Annotated in this window: 19 protein-coding genes; 3 read left to right on the top strand and 16 right to left on the bottom strand. The window is 37.7% G+C overall.

What is annotated here, in order from left to right:
* Nucleotides 1–121: 121 nt before the first annotated feature.
* The 7 genes from SACI_RS04880 to SACI_RS04850 form a co-directional block, all read right to left on the bottom strand.
* The gene (locus SACI_RS04880) at nucleotides 122–463 is read right to left on the bottom strand and encodes a hypothetical protein (protein ID WP_011277881.1); all 342 of its coding nucleotides are present in this window, start codon (nucleotides 461–463) and stop codon (nucleotides 122–124) included.
* Nucleotides 460–1,269, bottom strand: a complete 810-nt coding sequence (locus tag SACI_RS04875; protein ID WP_011277880.1) for an XdhC family protein — start codon at nucleotides 1,267–1,269, stop codon at nucleotides 460–462. The genes SACI_RS04880 and SACI_RS04875 overlap by 4 nt, the downstream gene beginning before the upstream one ends.
* A gap of 350 nt (nucleotides 1,270–1,619) precedes the next feature.
* The gene (locus tag SACI_RS04870; RefSeq protein ID WP_011277879.1) at nucleotides 1,620–3,665 is read right to left on the bottom strand and encodes a xanthine dehydrogenase family protein molybdopterin-binding subunit; all 2,046 of its coding nucleotides are present in this window, start codon (nucleotides 3,663–3,665) and stop codon (nucleotides 1,620–1,622) included.
* A gap of 36 nt (nucleotides 3,666–3,701) precedes the next feature.
* Entirely contained in the window at nucleotides 3,702–4,130 is a 429-nt protein-coding gene (locus tag SACI_RS04865; RefSeq protein WP_011277878.1) for a small multi-drug export protein, read from the bottom strand.
* 191 nt (nucleotides 4,131–4,321) lie between these two features.
* The gene (locus tag SACI_RS04860) at nucleotides 4,322–5,581 is read right to left on the bottom strand and encodes a TldD/PmbA family protein (protein ID WP_011277877.1); all 1,260 of its coding nucleotides are present in this window, start codon (nucleotides 5,579–5,581) and stop codon (nucleotides 4,322–4,324) included.
* Nucleotides 5,574–6,959: a TldD/PmbA family protein gene (locus SACI_RS04855; protein WP_015385533.1), complete on the bottom strand. Its 1,386-nt coding sequence runs from the start codon at nucleotides 6,957–6,959 to the stop codon at nucleotides 5,574–5,576. The genes SACI_RS04860 and SACI_RS04855 overlap by 8 nt, the downstream gene beginning before the upstream one ends.
* Nucleotides 6,960–6,983: 24 nt before the next feature.
* Entirely contained in the window at nucleotides 6,984–7,964 is a 981-nt protein-coding gene (locus SACI_RS04850; RefSeq protein ID WP_011277875.1) for a histone deacetylase family protein, read from the bottom strand.
* A 41-nt stretch (nucleotides 7,965–8,005) separates the two neighbouring features.
* On the opposite strand from SACI_RS04850, the gene SACI_RS04845 reads away from it, so the two are divergent.
* On the top strand, nucleotides 8,006–9,058 hold the full coding sequence (locus SACI_RS04845; protein ID WP_011277874.1) for a M24 family metallopeptidase: 1,053 nt from the start codon (nucleotides 8,006–8,008) through the stop codon (nucleotides 9,056–9,058).
* Here SACI_RS04845 and SACI_RS04840 read toward each other — a convergent pair.
* Together SACI_RS04840 and SACI_RS04835 are read right to left on the bottom strand one after the other, a co-directional pair.
* A complete protein-coding gene (locus SACI_RS04840) occupies nucleotides 9,048–10,187 on the bottom strand; it encodes a PLP-dependent aminotransferase family protein (protein WP_011277873.1) in 1,140 nt (379 codons plus the stop codon). The two genes, SACI_RS04845 and SACI_RS04840, sit on opposite strands and share 11 nt — an antisense overlap.
* Complete coding sequence (locus SACI_RS04835; protein ID WP_011277872.1) at nucleotides 10,160–11,113, bottom strand: ornithine cyclodeaminase family protein; 954 nt, start codon at nucleotides 11,111–11,113, stop codon at nucleotides 10,160–10,162. Before SACI_RS04835 ends, SACI_RS04840 begins: the two co-directional genes overlap by 28 nt.
* A gap of 61 nt (nucleotides 11,114–11,174) precedes the next feature.
* Between SACI_RS04835 and SACI_RS04830 the strand changes: the two genes are divergently transcribed.
* Nucleotides 11,175–11,498: a winged helix-turn-helix transcriptional regulator gene (locus SACI_RS04830; protein WP_011277871.1), complete on the top strand. Its 324-nt coding sequence runs from the start codon at nucleotides 11,175–11,177 to the stop codon at nucleotides 11,496–11,498.
* Here SACI_RS04830 and SACI_RS04825 read toward each other — a convergent pair.
* The 7 genes from SACI_RS04825 to SACI_RS04795 all read right to left on the bottom strand — a co-directional run bounded on the left by SACI_RS04825 (nucleotide 11,479) and on the right by SACI_RS04795 (nucleotide 17,846).
* The gene (locus SACI_RS04825) at nucleotides 11,479–12,147 is read right to left on the bottom strand and encodes a polyprenol monophosphomannose synthase (RefSeq protein WP_011277870.1); all 669 of its coding nucleotides are present in this window, start codon (nucleotides 12,145–12,147) and stop codon (nucleotides 11,479–11,481) included. The genes SACI_RS04830 and SACI_RS04825 overlap by 20 nt on opposite strands.
* Complete coding sequence (locus SACI_RS04820; protein ID WP_011277869.1) at nucleotides 12,110–12,598, bottom strand: RNA-binding protein; 489 nt, start codon at nucleotides 12,596–12,598, stop codon at nucleotides 12,110–12,112. Before SACI_RS04820 ends, SACI_RS04825 begins: the two co-directional genes overlap by 38 nt.
* Nucleotide 12,599: 1 nt before the next feature.
* Nucleotides 12,600–14,714, bottom strand: coding sequence for a xanthine dehydrogenase family protein molybdopterin-binding subunit (locus SACI_RS04815; protein WP_011277868.1), 2,115 nt, complete (start codon nucleotides 14,712–14,714; stop codon nucleotides 12,600–12,602).
* Between the two features lie 77 nt (nucleotides 14,715–14,791).
* Entirely contained in the window at nucleotides 14,792–15,676 is an 885-nt protein-coding gene (locus SACI_RS04810) for an ABC transporter permease (protein WP_015385531.1), read from the bottom strand.
* Nucleotides 15,673–16,659 carry an ATP-binding cassette domain-containing protein gene (locus SACI_RS04805; protein ID WP_080504011.1) on the bottom strand — a complete coding sequence of 329 codons (987 nt, stop codon included), beginning with the start codon at nucleotides 16,657–16,659 and terminating at the stop codon, nucleotides 15,673–15,675. Before SACI_RS04805 ends, SACI_RS04810 begins: the two co-directional genes overlap by 4 nt.
* Nucleotides 16,660–16,663: 4 nt before the next feature.
* On the bottom strand, nucleotides 16,664–17,071 hold the full coding sequence (locus SACI_RS04800) for a PadR family transcriptional regulator (protein ID WP_011277865.1): 408 nt from the start codon (nucleotides 17,069–17,071) through the stop codon (nucleotides 16,664–16,666).
* Nucleotides 17,072–17,633: 562 nt separating this feature from the next.
* Complete coding sequence (locus tag SACI_RS04795) at nucleotides 17,634–17,846, bottom strand: hypothetical protein (RefSeq protein ID WP_011277864.1); 213 nt, start codon at nucleotides 17,844–17,846, stop codon at nucleotides 17,634–17,636.
* A 221-nt stretch (nucleotides 17,847–18,067) separates the two neighbouring features.
* Between SACI_RS04795 and SACI_RS04790 the strand changes: the two genes are divergently transcribed.
* The gene (locus tag SACI_RS04790; RefSeq protein WP_011277863.1) at nucleotides 18,068–19,120 is read left to right on the top strand and encodes a hypothetical protein; all 1,053 of its coding nucleotides are present in this window, start codon (nucleotides 18,068–18,070) and stop codon (nucleotides 19,118–19,120) included.
* Nucleotides 19,121–19,189: the final 69 nt, after the last annotated feature.

Genomic DNA, 19,189 nt, shown 5'->3' with positions numbered 1-19,189 from the left:
AAAACGCTATATCAGCATAATCATCTAGTAAGTTTGAATTTTATTTTAGAGGTAAACAACACTAGATCAGCTATATATTCTGGGGAGAAAAGTTATTATCACGTAGTACGCAAGCAGAAATTTAAATGTAATACATGACACTCCATTTTGGTTTACATAATTTTTGCACATAACTAATAATTTCTGTTTCATTATTCTTCACATAATCTAGTATCTCGTTATCATCAAAACCTAATAAACGTAAATATTCTACTAAAAGCACACTTGAAACGCAGTCCCTTATTTTATAAGGGTCACCTTGAAATCCTTCTATAAAAATAGGATTTATGTAGATTGTATGTCCTTTTGTTTCTACCACTTTATTCTTATTGTTTATCCTAAATGACGCTTTTACTGCAGATAGCTCCTTACCTGTCTTATTCCTCACCTTTTCCTTAATTTCATTTAATATCTCATCTATCATCCCTGTTCACTTAGTGCCTTGGGTATGAAGAAACATTTATCTTCAATTTTACCCTGTAAAGCGTCATCAACGAATTTATATGGATTCTTGACTTCTCTCAAGTGCTTAAGACTTCCACCGCGTAGTACTAACATGATTTCTGCTAGAATGCTTAATGCGATTTCCTCTGCGGTTTTTGAGCCAATATCAATCCCTACAGGTGCATATAGCCTATCCTTAAAGTCCTCCACTTTTAATCCTCTTTTTATTATCTCTGCTATTATCAATGCACCTCTTTTCGCGCTAGATAAAACACCTACATATTTGGCACCTTTTTTAAGGGCAATGTATGTAGCATAAGCGTCGTATGGTTTTCCTCCCTCATTTGCAACAATAACCATTGAATTACTGTCAACTATCTGTTCCAATGTCTCTATTTGATTTGAAATAAATGAGGTGAATGACTCAAATTCCTTCTCAGGCAAATCACCATTACCAACTACAGCGACATAATAGCCCATAGCACTCCCTAACTTAGCCAAAGACTTGGCAATCATTCCTGATCCAACTATTATTACTCCTGGTCTAGGTTCAATGGGCTCAATCACCACTCTGCCATAATTAGTGTTCACATCCACTTTAACATACTTCTCTAAAGACTCGTTGGCAAGTTCACTTATTTCGGTAGGTAGGTTACCAAGTAACGGTTTCCCATCAACAAATATTGTTCTCTCCACCTTGTCTTGTTTAAAAATACTTACCAGAGCAAAACGTTTTCCTTCTGCTCCAAGTTTTGCCATTAAAGGGAAGATCTCACATGAACTCATACTATAAAGTTTGCTCTCTAACAATAAAAATATTAATACCAATCTCTAGATATGCAACTTAATTATCAATTATGATTGTTCTCAAAATACTAGCCGTATCATAAGGAAAAAATATCATAATTTAAGGGGGACGCCAATGGTTCACTGTTGACACAGGCAACTAATTTACACTTATCACCCTCACATTCGTACAGACCATATCCTGAAGTGCAAGTAAACGTTTTTCTGACAGTATATGTTTTCCTAGGCATAAATAATGATAAAACTTTACCATTATATATATTTTTTATTAAAATAAAAAACTCATACTTTAATCATACTGGAATATTTTAAATTTTTAATTTGAAATTTTAACATAGGTCTGAGAACGATATAGGAGTACCATTAAATCTTTTTTTCAATAACTTTTCAAGAGCTATAAATACGCTGGCTAAGGCTCCAGTGGTCCCCTCTTCCCCTACTCCTCTTGCCTTACTATCGTAAACTGTTGGGGTTTCAATTACTTCCAGGAACACCTTATAGTCGGCATCAAGTGACGTAGGGACTCCTGCTTCAGCTATGGATGAATATACAGGATTACCGTTTTCGTCGAAAGGTGCCCCCTCTAGATATATCTGCGATAAACCTTGTAGAATTCCACCAACTATCTGACCTTCAACCTCACTAGGAATTATAGCCCTACCAACATCGTCTATAGCGTAGTACTCAAGAACTTTTGGCTTACATATTTCTCTGTCAAAGTCTACAACTGCAATGTGAACACCGGGAGAGTAGATATCTTCAGCCTTCGCAAATACCTCGTACTCTGTATAACCCTCTGAATTGATTGCGTCGTTCAAACTCATATTCCTTTTCTTTAGATCAGAAAGTAATTCTTTGCACGCCCTTATCACAGCCAGTCCCCCAGCCGAGGCAGACCTACTTCCAAAGCTACCAACTCCCTCCTTCAAAGATAGAGTATCGTTAACTTTCACCTCAATCACGTCTGGCGAAATACCTAAAGTCTCTGAGGCTAAAATCGAAAACGTAGTTTTATGAGCTTGACCATGTGGACCAGTCCCAACAAAAATCTCTACTTTTCCCTTTCCTACTCTAACTTTAGCGCCCTCACCAGGGGAGTCCCTCACTACAGTTGAGAAAAATACTAGAGCTACTCCCTTGTCCTTATATTTATTTTTGACCATATTATAGGTCTCCTTTCCCTTGAGAAATAGTTCCTTATATCCTGCCTTGTCAATTTTATAACCTAAAGGCGTAGTGTAATTACCCTCTATCAAGTTCATCTCCCTGATTTCTATAGAATCCTTCCCTATTTTTTCAGCAAACTCTTCAATGAGAGTCTCAGTAATTAATACAGCTTCTGGTCTACCAGCTCCCCTATAGGGACCTGTAGGAGGTTTATTCGTATAGACAGCCAGAGCTCTAAATTTGGAGAATCTAGTCCTGTAAACATTGCCTATGAGACCTGCAATAAATGATGGAGTGGTGGTATTTATTGAATACGCATACGCTCCAAGATCCACAGCTATCTCTCCTTCAAATCCCAGTATTGTACCGTCTCTTTTCCCATAGAGTCTGACTTTAGATTTGACTCCTCTGCCTTGAGTGGGATTTGTTAAATGATCCCTCCTAGTCTCTATCCATTTAACAGGTTTTTTAAGAATGATTGAAGCAATTGAGGCTAAAACATATTCTGCGTGTGCAGGAACCTTGTTTCCGAATCCACCACCCACGTTAGGAGCTGACCTCACAACAATGTTCTCAGGCTGTAAACCAATCGCCTCCTGTAAATCACTTTTCACTCTAAAGGATGACTGGAAACTACCTATGAGATTGAGAGTGCTTCCGTCATAGTATGCAATTAAGCCTTTAGGTTCCATGGGATTAGCTACTAATCTGTCCTGGTTTAATTCCCTCTCGATAACAACATCAGCATTCAATTTCTGTTCTACATCTCCTCCCGCAATTTCAGTGTCTAAAGCAATATTTCCATCGGGATGAATTTTCACCTCGTTTCTCAATGCGTCTTCTATAGACAAAACGGGAGTCAGCGGGTCGTAATCTATGGAAACCTCTTCAATCTTGTCCTCGATCTCATACCTGTCCTTTACCACAAAGGCGATTATTGGCTGACCTACAAAGTTAACCACACCATTTGCCAGAACGGGCATTTTCACTATATTCTTAGCCCTTCTATCAGGTCTGGCAGGAATAAATGATTTCACCCTATCCTGAGTAAGAAATAATTCCACCCCTGAGGGCTCTGTGATTCCCTTAATAATCCCTCTTGCATACGTGGACCTTACCACACCAAGGTAGACCATATTGTTAAAGACTAAATCGTCAATATATCTTGAATTGCCACTTATGATCTCATGGTGTTCCTTTAGTCGCATGAAAAATCTTCTACGTCCTACTTATTTAAACTTGTATTAAAACCTAATAGAGAGAAATCCTAAACTGGCTAAATATAATATAACTGAGTAAATGCATATTGATAAAGCCTGCACGAGAAAGGCAATTCTTTTCTTAAATCCTATTAGGAACATGAAAATTGAAGTTGCGTAAACGCCTATTATAGGGGTTAACAACAGAAAGATGGTAATTCCAAATGACTTAATGTACTTCTCATATGTCTTACCCTTACTAGCAATCCAGTTAAAGAACTTGGGAAATCTATTAGAGATATACTCAGCAAAACTTAGAAGTATAGGTATCGGTAAAAGATTAAACGCGGAGCACGTTATTATGGCTATTAATGGATCTAGTCCAATAGCTAAACCAATGGGATAAGCAACAAGTAGTTCACCCACCGGAGACGCAGCTGTCAGTCCCACGATCAGTAGCTTCAATAGTTCCATATCATGTATTTGTAAAGCCTCCTAAAAACATATACTGATAGACAAAGATTTCTAAGAGGAGAGCAAGTTTTCACCACACACAGCACATATATACACAACGATATAATACTTCATTATCATGATAAAAAGAAAAAATATTCATGAGAGGAGTACAGCCAAGGTCTTTCAGTGATTTACGGAGTGAAAAACTCTTATTTGGAACTGCTTATGTTTACATTTTCCACTAAAATGAAGGGGGAATATGTGGGAAGTGTGGCATCCCACCATCTTATACCGTATTTCTCCTTAGACAGCGCTTGAACATTTCTTAATATATTAGGTAATGTATCAGAGATTCTTATCCTATCTGCAACTCCAATAGGCTTCCCGTCTTTATACACAACTACCGCATCCCTACCTACTGTGGAGAAACTTCCCTCGTAGTAGTTCTGGAATCTTGTATACCACACGTTATTAAGAAGTATCACGTTTCCTGAAGTCATACTTTCAACTCCCATATTTCCTTCCTGCAAGTCTATTGCAAAAGCATTTGGACTGATTATCCCTGCATTACCCGTGCTCTTTTGACCCATGAGCTGACCTAACTCATTATTAAATAGAAGGGACTGGAATATGCCTGAATCTATAATCTTCTTATCCCTTGTAAATTCAGCTTCATCATCAAATGATCTAATTCCTGCTTTTATTGGTATATCTGAAATAGTGAGTAGATCACTGGCAATCCTGTCGCCTACTTTAAATTTAGCTAAGAATGATGAACCTGTTATCACACTAAAGGCTGAAGCAAAATCCGCAAAGAACCCCATTAGATTTGCTACAACTAAAGGTGACATAACAACATTGTATTTTCCGTCGTCTAACTTCACTCTATTAGTTATTGAGGCGAATTCTACAGCTTTCTTTATAGTGTCTTTTATATCATTAGGGGATTCGGAGAAAAATGCCCATTGACCTGAATATTCTTTATTAAACGCCCTTACGTACCCATCAATTTTATATCGTCTTTCTGAACCGTTGAAGCCATATGAAGTAACCAGATTTGTAGTGGTTTCATAGATACTAATTACCCCTGATATAGGCAGTTCTGCCTTTCCTATCTCAGAAATGATACCATCTATCCTCTCTTTTTCCACAATTTCTCTCAAATTTTCGTTGTTTTGATCTATCACAAACTCCCTGTCGTTCCTAGATAAAATTGGGTACAATTGGGCTCCTGATGAGACTTCAAAACCATTCTTAGCCTCTTCGACGTCTAAGTTTGTGCCTGAGTACATGAAATACCTATTTCCTTTTCTCACCATAATTCCGTAATTTACGTCAATTAGTTTTTGAATAGTTGCAACTTCACTATTCACGAATTTTATCAATAGCCTCGTAACCTTATTCTCTCCTACTTCGACCTCGTCAAATCCTCTAAGTTTATTAAGAACTGAGATTAAGTTTTCATTCACTTCCTCTCACCTTAATAACAGCATTTCTTATTCTCATATTGGGACCTCCTAACCATACAGGAATACCCTGATCAGGGTCACCTTTACCACATGTACCTCCGAAAAATTCAAGAGATTTATCAACTGCATCTATTGACATCAGCACATCAAATGTTCTTCCCTCAAAGACAGGGAACAGAACTGGTTCACCGATTTCTCCATTCCTTATCTCATAAGTCTCCAATCCTACATATCTCTGACCTATCCTTAAATCGTCTATATTCCACTCCATGTACGATTTGAAATATATTCCGTCTTTTATGTCCTCAATCAACTCTTCAAATGAGTAATCACCTGGCTTAAAGTAAGTATTAGACATCCTCACTAAAGGTTCCCTGTTGAACGCTGATGCCCTAGCTGATCCATTGCTCTCCACACCAAACTTATGTGCCGAAAATCTATCCTGTAAGAGTTCATTTATAATTCCGTTTTTAATCAGGTGTTTTGGTCGAGCCTTCACTCCCTCATCGTCTATTCTATAGTATCCTAAACCACCGTCAACCAGAGGATTGTCCATAACATTAACCGCCTCACTGCCTATTCGTTCTCCTATCTTTCTACCTACAAGGTAGCTTAGTCCTGCCTGTGCTGACTCTCTACCTAATATCCTGTCAGCCTCAAAAGGATGCCCTACAGATTCATGAGCCATAATTCCTGACAATTCATTACTGAAAACCACGTCCTTCCTTCCTGGAGTTACCGATTTGCCCTTTACCAATACGTTGTCTACTGACTTTAATTTATTTTCTAAATGACCATATGGATCTTTTTCTTTGATTAGCTCGTAACCACCACTTCCACCGACTGCCTCTGAGAATACTGTAGCAGATCTGTTCTCATATGTCAAGGTTATTGAATAAAATAGTCTAACTCGCGGAATCTTACTGTTTATCTCTGTACCGTCTTCAAAAACTATCTCCTTATCTTCAATGCCCTCCATGTAGTAGATGGTAGAAGATACTATCTTAGACCTAAGATCCAAAGAGTATATGCTCTTAGCTAACTCACTTAACTCCTTCATTTTATCTTGAACAGGAATATCCAACAGATTGATCTTTTGAGTAACTTCATACCTACCTCCTTCCCTCTTCTCCTCACTAACACCTTTTTCCCAACCCTTTACCTTCAGCTTACTGGCAGTTAAGTCCTCTGGTTTATCTGATGATAAAAAGTAAAGGTAGTTTTCATCAAACACCCTTGCCGAATATCCCTCATTAACACTTTTAATATATCCCACAGGACTACCATTCAAAATTATTATTTGGGAATGAGAATTTCTCTGTTTTCTTAATTCAACATACTTGAAAGATGAAAACCGTTTTAGTAGATTAGAAAGCATGGATAATTATCCTTTAATTAGAATTTATATTTTCCAGTAATCTCTTAGTATCCTTCTTGCTTGGTACAAAGTATCCCTAAATTTACTCCTTACTGAATCACTGCTAGGATTCTTCTGGTAAGTAACGTTTTCGTTCTCAAGACCATTTACAAAAGCTCTTGAACCTCTCTCGAGCCCTACGGTATATCCACCTTCTAACACTGCAAATCTTTTATATCCTCTACTCAAGAGCCCAAGGTTGTAATAAGTCCATTCTGTTGCCCTTAAATTTGCTAAACCGTCATCTTCAAATCCATCAAAACCTGCAGAATACACGATGTAACTGGGTTTGTAGTCATCGATAACTGATTGTATAATTGGAATTAGTTCCTCATAAAGATCGTCACCACCTAAAGGAGGAATAATGAGGTTTATTTTAGTTCCCCTAGCCTCTCCCCCTCCAATCATATCGGGAAAACCCGTACCAGGGTACAATGTTCTAGGATCTTGATGAATGTCAATGTGGACTACATCTGGATTTTCCCAAAATATTTCCTGGGTACCATTACCGTAATGAACGTCAAAATCTATAATTAAAACCTTCTTCAATTTCAGTTTTACAATCGGATATGCAACGTTGTTAAATATGCAGAAACCTAATGTAGGTGCTCCCATAGCTCTCCCTGATATACCTGCGTGATGACCAGGAGGTCTTACCAAAGCAAATGCGTCGTTCTGAAATGCAACATAAGAGCCACCTAATGCCAATAACGCTGAAGACCACGTAAACTCATTGGTGTACGTATCAGCGTCTAATGGCTCTCCCATTTGTGATGCCACTTTTACCAGCTTAACATAATCCTCATTATGGATTAGTTTTACATCTTCCTCATCAACTGGTTTAGGTTTAATGATTGTCCTACCCTCTAATGCCTTAAGAACTATTTTTAGTCTTTCAGGGTTCTCGACATGATACGTTGATGATCTATGCTTTAAATATGTTTCATCATAAATGAGTGATATCATGATGTAACCATTTATATACTCTTGTTCAATATAAAATTTCTATGAGGAGCAAATTAGAGCGGGTCAAGGAAGAGCTAAGAGCTAGAAATATAGACTATCTTATACTTGCCCCAGGTAGTAACATGTTGTATTTAACGGGCTTCGATGAGGAGCAAATGGAGAGACCTCTATTCTACATTGTGACACAAAATGAGGAGTTCTTTGTTGTACCTAAGTTATATGAGGAGCAATTAAGCAACCATAATTTGATAGTTTACACTGACGGAGAGAATCCCTTTAAGAAGATCCCTATACAAAAGGGTAGAGTTGTAGCTATCGATGACACAATGTGGTCCTCTTTCACAATAGATATCCTAAACTATTTCTCGCCATCACAACTGGTTAAATCTAGTGAAGTTTTGAAAGAAATAAGAATGATAAAGAGCCAAGAGGAAATAGAGATACTAAGGGAGGGTGTAAAGATAGCCGAGGAGGCGTTCTTAGAGACAATTAACTTAATTAGAGAGGGGATGAAGGAAGTTGAGATCTCCAACTTGTTAATTCAGAAATTTTCAGAGAGAGGTGTAAAACCGTCTTTTGAGCCAATTATAACCTCTGGTCCTAATACGTCGATGCCTCATCTAAGAGCGACAAATAGAAAGGTCGCTAGGAATGAAGTGATAATATTTGATTTTGGGATTAGATATAAGGGGTATGCGACCGATACCACAAGAGTAGTGAGTATAGGAAAGCCGAATGAGGATGTGTTAAAAATCCATGAAATAGTTAGGGAAGCACAGGAGAGAGCTGAAGAGTATGTAAGTGAAAAAGTTGAGACTTCAGAAGTAGATAAGATAGCCAGACAGACTATTTCTAAGTACGGCTTTGGGGCTTATTTTATACATAGAACTGGACATGGAATAGGTATTGATGTACATGAAGACCCATATATTTCGTCAGACTATAAGAGACCGATCAAGAATAACATGACATTCACCATTGAGCCCGGAATATATTTGCCTGGAAAATTTGGAATAAGAATAGAAGATATGGTGTTTGTTAACGATAAGGGAATATCAATGAACAAACTTGATAAAAATATTTTCACACTCTAATCCATGCGTCTCTTAGTCTTTTAACACCTTCCTTTATCTGTTCCTCAGTAGCCACAGAAATGCTGAGTCTAGCCATAGTTTCACCCCCTCTAAGGTAAAAGGGCTTTGCAGGAACAAAGCTTAAACCTAGTTTCACTGCTTCATTGAAGACTTTCCAACTGTCCTTTTTCAAGTCTAGCAGTAGGAAAAATCCGCATTGTGGTTCATTGAAGTCCTTAAAACCTTTATCGTGTAAGGAGTCTATGAGAGTTTTCATCTTCTCCTTATAATAAGAGTGAAGATTTTTCATTCTCTCCCTTACAATACCTTTCTTCAGTAATCTGGCTATAACAAACTGATTAATTGTAGATGTGGAGAAGTCCATTTGCTCTATTAAGGAGATCTTATTACTCACTTCCTCAGAGGACGATACTATAAACCCTACCCTTAAACCTGGTGCTATGATCTTACTAAAAGAGCTTATGTATATCACTCTTCCGTTTCTATCTAAACTCTTAATAGTCATAGGAGTCACGCCCGCAATGGGCTTATATGGATCGTCCTCCAGTATGCAGAAATCGTATTTATCAGCTAATTCCACTAAGATCTTTCTCCTTTCCTCACACATAGTTACACCAGCAGGATTGTGGCAATTAGGGATAACGTACAGTAGCCTTATCTTACCCACTTTTAATAAGAGTTCTAATTCGTCAATCTTGATTCCACCCTCGTCTAGGGATACTGGTAAGACTACGTTACTTCTCAACTTTAATGGGGTGAACGTCTCTATGAATGTAGGATTTTCCACTGCTATGGTATCGTCCTCAAGAAAATATTTAGCTAACAACTCAACTGCATGTTGCGCTCCACTGGTAACTACAACATTTCCCTTGATACCTGAGTCAATATATGGGAGAAAATTGTTTTCTATTTCCTTTTTTAGCTCTTCTTGACCTCCTGCACCAGGGTAAAATAAGACTTTGGACCCAAATTCCTCTAAAACTTCGTCATAAGCTTGCCTTATCTCCTTAATGGGCATTAACCTAGGGTCTGGAGTTCCGCTGGCTAAATTTATCTCAACTTTCTTTGCTATTTGCGAACCCATCTCTACAGGTGATAATTCTATTTCCTTTCCAATTCTTGAGACCATTTTCCCCTAAGATCTATTTCAACTCCTAACCCATATTTCTTTGCTTTTTCATAAAGTAATTTCATAGTAGCTACATCTTCAAGTCCAATTCCAGTAGATTTGAAAATTGTTATCTCGTCATCACTTTTTCTACCCACTTTTCCGTTGATCACGTCTGAAATTAAAACCACCTTATTCCAATCGAGCATTTTCATCTTCTCAGCTAATATTAGATCCCCTGCCTCCTCTTTAGCCTGTTCTAAATCCTCCACCGCAATTAATGATGAAGCTTTTATGACTTCGGGAAAGAGTTCCGCCCTTTCAGGGAGATTTGAACCTAAAGCGTTGATATGGGTACCGTGGTTTAAGAATTCAAGTTTCAAGAAGGGATCTTTAGAGCTGGTAATAGTCACAATAACCTCTGATGTGGAGCATAATTCCTTATAGTCCTTTGCTGGAATAACGTTTAACCCTTGTGATTGTAGCCTCTTAATGTTTTTATCAGTTTTCTCCTTACTGATTGCCCTAATCGTAACCCCTTTCTTCAGTTCATTAAACGACTTTACCTGAAATTCTCCCTGTTTACCTAGACCAATAATACCAACTGAAGTGTAATTTTTCTTTGCTAAATAGTCACTGACTAAAACTGAAAGTATTCCAGTTCTAATCCTACTCAAGAGGTCTGCCTCTACAACAAGGACAATATCGCCGTCTAAACTATATAATACGCCTAAATATGTGCCCTTTACAAATACTTTGAATCCAAGGTAATTGTCAAAAGCTCCAGCCTGATAAGTCATAACACTGCCATGAAATATAGTCCTAATCCTTTTCGTGTTAGAGGCGTTCTTGTTAGATAAGTATTTAAAAGCCCTTTCTAGCGAATCATATATATCTTTGAAGTTCACTAGCTTCTCTACGTCAACTTCTCGCAATAATATAGCCAACTTCTCCCCTATAAATTATGCCTTATGGCTTAAAAGCAAATTTTCTAAAAAGACAGTACATATGGAACTTACCCCAAGATTGCAGGACATAATTTCAATACTCAAAGAAAAGGGAGGTAGCGTCAACATAAGGGATTTAGCACTACAACTGAAAATTTCACCAAAGACTGCAAAAGGGTACGCAAGGGAACTTTACCGGTTGGGATATATTGAAATGGATGAAAACGAGAACATGATATTGAAGAGAGAAAACCCAGAGAACATTACTGATCTTAAGAAGACCGTTGAGACCCACACAGCTGAAATTGAAGCTCTAAAGAAAGAGGTGGAATTCCTTAAAGAAGAACTGAGTAGATTTAGAGGGACTAAGAAAGTGAAAGTTTAAGGACATAAGTAAACCACTTGAAAATTTTTTGAGAATCCAATTTACTTTTCCCCCTCTCCCTATCATGAAAACTTATTGGAACCTCAGCAATTTGTAACCTTGATTTAAATATATGATAAACAGAACATATTTGAAACTCATAGCCGTCTGCGCTCTTGCAAGGAGATATTGCCTCAACGGCTCTAGGAGTGTAAGCTCTATACCCAGATGTTGCGTCTCTCACATTAAATCTAAGCAGAAGTCTCGCTATCGAATTTGCCCCTGAACTGATTAGTCTCCTTTGTAGAGGCCAGTTCTCAATAGCCCCTCCCTTTACATATCGGGAACCTATTACCAGGTCAGCATCTTTAGATATTAGAGCCGGTATATACTTAGGGTCATGACTCAAATCTGCATCCATTGTTATTAGTCTCTTAAAACCCATCTTAACCCCTTGCTCTAAACCAAATTTCAGGGCACTCCCTATACCTCTCTCATCCTTTCTGACGAAAACTATTGCCCCTAACTGCTTTGCTATTCCGGAAGTGTTATCAGGACTATTATCGTCAACTATTATTATATTTATGTCCTTGTCTACCTCCTTAATTCTGGGAATTAACTCACGAATGTTTTCAGCTTCGTTGTAAGTTGGGATTACCACGCCCAGCATTGCACATCTCCCATATATTATCAGACACGTAGTGCAAATTTACACCAAACTTACCTTTTTTATCTTGAATAGCTTTATCTTTATTAAGAATGACTTTTATTATAGCTATTGGTAAGTTGGTTTTTGTCTTAACTAAGACCACGTCCCCTTCTTTACATTCACAATTATAACTTACTATGCCTGGTACAAATAAATCCGCGCCGTCTGTCACTCTCTTAACAGCCCCCTCATCGACTACAACATATGGTAAATCGAGTTTATACTTTTGAACAAAACATAAAGTGGGAATGATTTCTTCTGAGAAGAATGAGAGTAGACCATTCACAAAGTAATACAACTCTTTCTTTTCCTTTCCTACCTCTATCTGACCCTCTAACTCAATATTATATTTTTGTTTAACTTTTGATAAAAAATCCCTTTTATCTTTATCAGAAAGAAGATGTCTATTCAATTCAACTCACCAGATCCTCAAATCTTACAGGCATCTTCAAAATCCTCTTCTTCACACATTGCTCTACTGCGTTAATCACAGCAGGTGTAGCTGCTATAGCACCAGCCTCACCTATACCTTTACTTCCTGTGGGATGAGACGATTTTCCATATATTACATTGTGCCATTCCACATCCGGAGACTCAACAGCAGTAGGTATAGCATAGTCCTGGAAATTAGAAGTGAGTAGTTGACCTTGATCATTAAAGACAGTACCCTCTAGTAGTCCTTGCGATAATCCCTGAAGAGCACCTCCTATTACCTGACCTTCAGCCAACAAAGGATTGATAACTACACCCACGTCATCAATTGCAACATACTTTTTAACGACAACCTTCCCTGTCTCGTCAACGTCTACTAAAGCTAAATGAACGCCGTATGGGGTAGTAGGTGGTAGATCGACTTTATATACACTAGTCACGTCAAGGCTCTCCCCAAAGGAAAAAGCCTTGCGCGCTATCCTGTTCAAGTCCACTGATTCTCCAGTCTTCTTATGAATAACCTTTCCTTGTTTGTACTCAACCTCCTCTACATCAGCTTTTAGTAACTTAGCACCAACCTCAATTAATTTCTTCTTTAATTGCTGAGTTGCTAAAACTACTGCAGATCCGCCTATGGTAACTGTCCTACTGCCCCATGTTCCAATACCGTCCTCAATAATTTCAGTGTCTCCCCATCTCACCTCAATATTTTCTATTGGTATCTCGAGAATATCTGCGGCAATTTGAGCAAATGCCGTCGCATCACCTTGACCGTGGGGACCTGTACCTGTGACTAAAGTTATTTTTCCGTCATATTTTATGAATATTCTTGCCGTCTCCCAAGGTCCAAAACCTGAAATTTCAGTATATGAAGAGACTCCCACACAACCCTGGGATTTTAGGCTTTCATAGAACTTTCTACCATATTCAAGTAATCCCTTCACATTTCCTGAGTCATACTTTATACCCAACGGATTTGTGTAAGGTAATGAATCAATAGCATTTTTCACTCTTATCTCATATTGGTCAATTCCTAGTTCATCTGCCACTATATTCATTATTCTCTCAATAAAGTATGTCGCCTCTGGTCTCCCTGCACCCCTATATGACTGAGTGGGAGGAACATTGGTATTTACTGCTATGGCTTCGATCTCAATACCCTTTATCTTGTATATGCCTGGTAACATTTTTGTTGCACTTTGAACATTTCCCAACTCATCATCATTCGCATCTGGATAGGGTGCGCCCAAATTACCCACTAGTCTTCCTCTAATTCCTAATACATTACCCTCTCTGTCTACTGCTGTCTCGAACTCCAAGAATTTGTCCCTTCCATGACCCGCAGACAGAAACTCCTCTGTTCTTGTCGGTATCCACTTTAGCGGTTTTCTAGTTAGTATCGACAACTTAGCTAATGCGTATTCCTCAGGATGAGCTATTATCTTACTTCCAAATGCTCCTCCCACATCAGGTTGAATCACACGAATATCCTGAAAGCCAAGAAACTCTGCTAAATTCCTCCTCAAATAGTGAGCAGATTGTGTTGAGGAGTAAAAAGTCAACTTACCTCCGTCATAGAAGGCTAATGCGCCCCTAGTCTCAAGAGGAGATGCGACTATACGTTGGTTGTAGAGTTTGCCCTTAATTACCTTGTAGGCACTATTGAAGATTTTCTCCACATCTCCCCCTTTGAATACCTCCCTGTAAACTATGTTGCTCTGACTTTTGCTGTAAACTTTTATCTCATCCTTTAAGGCAACTTCAGGATCTGTTACAAAGTCTAATGGCTCATATTCCACTTCAATGTTTTCCAGTAGGTCATATGCCTCATATCTGTCCTTAGCTATAACCATTGCAATGGGCTGACCTACATAAGTTACCTCTTCTGTTGCGATTGGAAAATCTTTTCCAGGATTAATCTCATTACCAGTAAAGACACCATCAGTCTTTTTCAACTTAATTTTCGCATGAGGATATTGACTTCTTAAAAAAGCCACAAAGTGTGTTCCAGGTATTTGTATATCATCAACATAGGAACCTTTTCCTGTTATTAACCTCACATCTTCGATTCTCTTGACAGGCTTGCCTACATACATAATCATAGATAGGGTTAGAAAGTTTAAAAAATCAGCACACGTGCCTTTACATCACCATTCATTCCCGGTCAAGCTCATCATGAACTTAGGTATTTCCAGGATAGGGTTATTCCTATAATCGAAAGTATTAATGCAAATACTACTAAATATATGAAGTCGATAGCTAAATTCCCTGGAACGCCTAATAGTAAATTCCTTATTATGGAGTTTGAGTGTGTCAGTGGGTTGACCTCAGCAACAGGTTTTAACCACCAGGGCATAGAATCGACAGGGTAGAAAGCGTTACTAGTAAACAGTAGGGGTAAATTGAGAAGGTTCATTATAGCCATTTGAGACTGCCACGTTGTAGCCCTTATTGCCACCATCATAAACAAAGACGATAAACCAAATGACATTAGAAATAATGCAGCATAAGACCCTAGAAAGTCTAAAGGCGAGATACCCACTCTGAAACTCATGCCCAATAGGACTGCGATAGCTAGTACTATACTTGACTGAACTAAAGACCTAATAACCGATGAAAATACCTTAGCCATCAATATATTGGCTCTTGAAACAGGAGTAGTTAGCAACCTATCTAAAACACCCAATCTCCTATCCCACACTATAGACATACCACTTTGCATTGAGGTGAATAGGGCAATGAAAGATAACATGCCCGCAGCTAAAAATGAAAAGTAATCTGATGTTCCAAATGTCTGCGCTAACGCCTGTTGAGCAATTTGGTCTAGAACTTGCTTAGGAATATCTAAGCCAGGGATATTGAATGAAGTACCGCTAAATATGTTGGCTAGGTTCATAGCTTTCCCAAATAGTCCTATCCAGAGGATGGGTTGTATTATAGATAACAACAAGACTACAATGTCCTTATACCACTTTTTCAGTTCTCTGTTTAATAAGGTGAATAGACCGTGCAATGGAGACATGTTTACCCTTTCTTCATTACGTTCTAGTGTCTTCATCCTCTCGCCCTCCTTAAAGTTCTTCTTAACGCAAACATCTCTCCTTCACCTGCTTCTTGATCTCTCATTTTCCTCCCAGTATATTCCATATAGACCTCATCTAAAGTTGGTTCAGTAATGTATAATTTACCGACCTTTATTCCTTTCTTTATTAACTCCTCCATAATTTTAGGTGCTATCTCCTCTCCTCTTTCCACCTTTACCCTTATCATACCATCCATGACTTTCAGCTCCTTTACGCCCTCAACCACTTTTATATACTGCTGGGCTAACTCATTATTACTTGTACTTAGACTGATGATATCACCGCCTATTTTGTCCTTGAGCTCTTTAGGACTTCCAATTGCTACAATTTTTCCGTGATCAATAATGGCTATCCTGTCAGCGTAATTGTCAGCTTCCTCTAAATAGTGGGTGGTAACAAATATCGTCATACCTTGTTCTTTTTTAAGTTCTAGAATGTACTTCCAAATAGATACCCTTGTTTGGGCATCTAAACCGATTGTAGGCTCATCTAAAAATAGGATTTTAGGTCTACTAATTAGTGACATGGCTATCTCTAATCTCCTCCTCATTCCTCCTGAGTAAGTCTCAACTTTTCTATTGGCAGCGTTGGTAAGTTCAACTAGTTCCAATAATTCCTTACCTCTCTCATTCGCTACGTCCTTTGGAATACCGTATAAACCAGCCATCATCATGATATTCTCCCAACCTGTCAAATCTTCATCAGCTGTGAACTCTTGAGGTACAACTCCTATAGATCTCCTCACCAATGAAGGCTGTTTAACGATATCATACCCATTTACTATTCCAGTGCCTTCTGAGGGCTTAAGGACAGTGGTAAGCATCTTTACTGTAGTAGACTTGCCAGCGCCGTTAGGTCCTAAAAAACCAAATATTTCTCCCTCAACAACCTTAAAGCTAACATGGTCTACTGCGGTGAATTTTCCAAACCTTTTGGTTAAGTCGATCGCTTCAATTATGTTCTCACGCGTTTCTTACCACCTCTTCTATTTTCTTTAGTATATCTAGAATATTCTCCTTATGGAGCGCCAACTCCTCCCTATTTATTTCCTTAAAGAAATCAAGTAAACCTCGTAGTTCCTCAACAGCATCCTCAGTTTTACTTCTGTTTCTAACAAGTATGAAATGCTCTATTTCCTTTATACCTTTATCTGTTATCTGATATTTATCCCCACCTTCTTTTCTTACCGCTCCTTCCTCCAGAAGCTTATTCAATAATGGATAGACAGAACCGGGAGATGGTCTCCACATACCCCAACTCATTTTATATATATCGTCAATGATATCTATCCCTCTTTTAGGGGACTGATATAAGAGCCAAAGAATTAGGAGTCTTAATCTACCTCTCTGTCTTGCCAGTAACTCGCTCATAATATCGAAATCGATATCCTAAAATATAAATCTATCGAAATCGAAAAATAATTGAAAGAACACACACTGATAGAGAATTCTATCCACGACAGCAACTTAGATTAAGTCTAAGTACTAACAGCAGTATAACTTATGAAAAAGGAGAAATAGAAAAAAATTATCTTGAGTTAAAAATAAAAATGGTGGTTCACATTATTTCTTTTGTCCACCTGATTGTTGACCAGACTGCTGTTGCTCCTTCTTCTTCTTTGCCATATAGGTCTATTTTTATTTGTGAAATAACAAGTTATTAAGCCATACTCACATAAAAATTGATAAATATTTACGCAAAGTCCATGGTAAATAATTGAATAATATATAATTTTAGGATCAAGTAGCCACAAAAGAGTGAATCAACCATCGTAGAAAAAATGAAAAGAATTTGTATTCATGCAGTATTACCCCTTAAGTGTTACCATATATCTCCTTCGCCCAAGGTTATTCTTTATTTATAGAAGAATTTCAATCACTTGATAATAATTTTTTGTAAATTCACATTAAAGTTAGATAATATTGGTTACAATTAATTCTTTTTTACCCTCAGAATCCATATTCCTTCTTCATCATCCTTATTTTTTTCTACTATTTTATACCCTTTAAACATATAAGAAACGTCAAGTTTGCTTAACAAAATTAACTCATCGTTAACTCTTAACTTTTTCAATATATTGGACAATTTTTCTTTGTTATTTTCAATTTCTCCCTCAGTTAAAGTGACTACTATTAAGTGATTCATATGCCAAAATTTGACACTACCTTATAAGACTTTTCCAACTTTTATCTGACAACTAATTTAAATCGACGTGAATTTGAGCAGGAAAATTTTGAAAAATATTCACTTTAGACTATTATTCTTCAAACACTTGATTCTAACAAAAACCATTACTGTAATTTTGTTTTCTAAGATTTCAAAGTAGATTTAAACTTATACGATAACAGATTTAAATTTTCTTAGGAATGTCTAAGCAGACTAGGAAGAGAAAAATGGAGGCATACAAAATAGCAATTACTTCTATAATCGGCTACGTTATACCAGCCTATTTGATAGTGTCCTCAGCTTACGTTGTAGATCAATTCTCTCTACCTACATGGTTATCCTACGTACTTGTTTCCATCCCATTTCTCGGAAGGCTAATTGGGGCTTTGATCTACCAAAGAATAATTCGCATAGTAAAATCGGATATGATATTTTCACTCTCCCTAACAATCCTTGGGATAGTTTCTTTGCTTCTAAGTGTAACTAATGTGAATTATATCCTTATAATGTGGCTAAGATTTACATTAGGGATTATTTTTGGAATAATAGCTTCATTGTCCATAGATCAAGCTGTCAGATCAGGTAATAGAATAGTTATTGGTCTAGCATTGAGCGGATGGGCAATAGGATGGATATTTGCACAGGCGTCTTATAGTTTATTAGATAATTGGCGCTCGATATATGCTGTCGGAGTCATAAGCTTACCATTAGCCCTTCTAGGAAAATATACTCTCAAATTCAAGGCTGAAGATCATATCATACTAGATAACCACATATCATTGTACACGATTATGATATTTCTCTTAACACTTGAACCTAGTTTTATATTAACATTAGCACCACAGATACTTGAAAGACAGGGAGAGTTGGAACTACTCCTATTAGCTTATGTTCTCTCACTTCCAATGTACATCGTTAATTCAGTGATCAACTACAAAGTAGCGTTCACCCTTTCAGGCATATCAGCAGGTATATTTGGGTTTTTGTTCTTCCTTACAGGGAGCCCAATTTTAATAATACCTCTTGTAATGTTTGGAATAACCATTACGAGTGTTGTACCTAAAGTATTCAACTCTAAGAACACAGGTGCATCAATAAATATTGCGTCCATAGAAGGTGCAGTAGTCCCGGTTGTAGGTACAGTCAGCGATTATGTTGCAGGCGGAATGACATTATTTTCAATGATTACGTTAGTTGCCATGTATTTTGGTGAGAAGAAGATTTTAGGTAACAAGAGTAGGGCTGCAGTATAAACTGGCAGTACAAACTGGCTAAAGCTATAATTTACTTTTTATCGACAGACCGTAATCAGCCTAGAACTT

The organism is Sulfolobus acidocaldarius DSM 639, assembly GCF_000012285.1.
Taxonomy (GTDB): Archaea; Thermoproteota; Thermoprotei_A; order Sulfolobales; family Sulfolobaceae; genus Sulfolobus; species Sulfolobus acidocaldarius.
The sequence above is the reverse complement of the archived record's forward strand: the minus strand, read 5'-3'. Positions and strand labels throughout refer to the sequence as shown.

Coding starts and splice junctions, on each gene's coding strand:
- SACI_RS04880 (WP_011277881.1), bottom strand. CDS start 463: ATGATAGATGAGATATTAAATGAAATTAAGGAAAAGGTGAGGAATAAG.
- SACI_RS04875 (WP_011277880.1), bottom strand. CDS start 1,269: ATGAGTTCATGTGAGATCTTCCCTTTAATGGCAAAACTTGGAGCAGAA.
- SACI_RS04870 (WP_011277879.1), bottom strand. CDS start 3,665: ATGCGACTAAAGGAACACCATGAGATCATAAGTGGCAATTCAAGATAT.
- SACI_RS04865 (WP_011277878.1), bottom strand. CDS start 4,130: ATGGAACTATTGAAGCTACTGATCGTGGGACTGACAGCTGCGTCTCCG.
- SACI_RS04855 (WP_015385533.1), bottom strand. CDS start 6,959: ATGCTTTCTAATCTACTAAAACGGTTTTCATCTTTCAAGTATGTTGAA.
- SACI_RS04850 (WP_011277875.1), bottom strand. CDS start 7,964: ATGATATCACTCATTTATGATGAAACATATTTAAAGCATAGATCATCA.
- SACI_RS04845 (WP_011277874.1), top strand. CDS start 8,006: ATGAGGAGCAAATTAGAGCGGGTCAAGGAAGAGCTAAGAGCTAGAAAT.
- SACI_RS04840 (WP_011277873.1), bottom strand. CDS start 10,187: ATGGTCTCAAGAATTGGAAAGGAAATAGAATTATCACCTGTAGAGATG.
- SACI_RS04830 (WP_011277871.1), top strand. CDS start 11,175: ATGGAACTTACCCCAAGATTGCAGGACATAATTTCAATACTCAAAGAA.
- SACI_RS04825 (WP_011277870.1), bottom strand. CDS start 12,147: ATGCTGGGCGTGGTAATCCCAACTTACAACGAAGCTGAAAACATTCGT.
- SACI_RS04815 (WP_011277868.1), bottom strand. CDS start 14,714: ATGTATGTAGGCAAGCCTGTCAAGAGAATCGAAGATGTGAGGTTAATA.
- SACI_RS04810 (WP_015385531.1), bottom strand. CDS start 15,676: ATGAAGACACTAGAACGTAATGAAGAAAGGGTAAACATGTCTCCATTG.
- SACI_RS04800 (WP_011277865.1), bottom strand. CDS start 17,071: ATGAGCGAGTTACTGGCAAGACAGAGAGGTAGATTAAGACTCCTAATT.
- SACI_RS04795 (WP_011277864.1), bottom strand. CDS start 17,846: ATGAATCACTTAATAGTAGTCACTTTAACTGAGGGAGAAATTGAAAAT.
- SACI_RS04790 (WP_011277863.1), top strand. CDS start 18,068: ATGTCTAAGCAGACTAGGAAGAGAAAAATGGAGGCATACAAAATAGCA.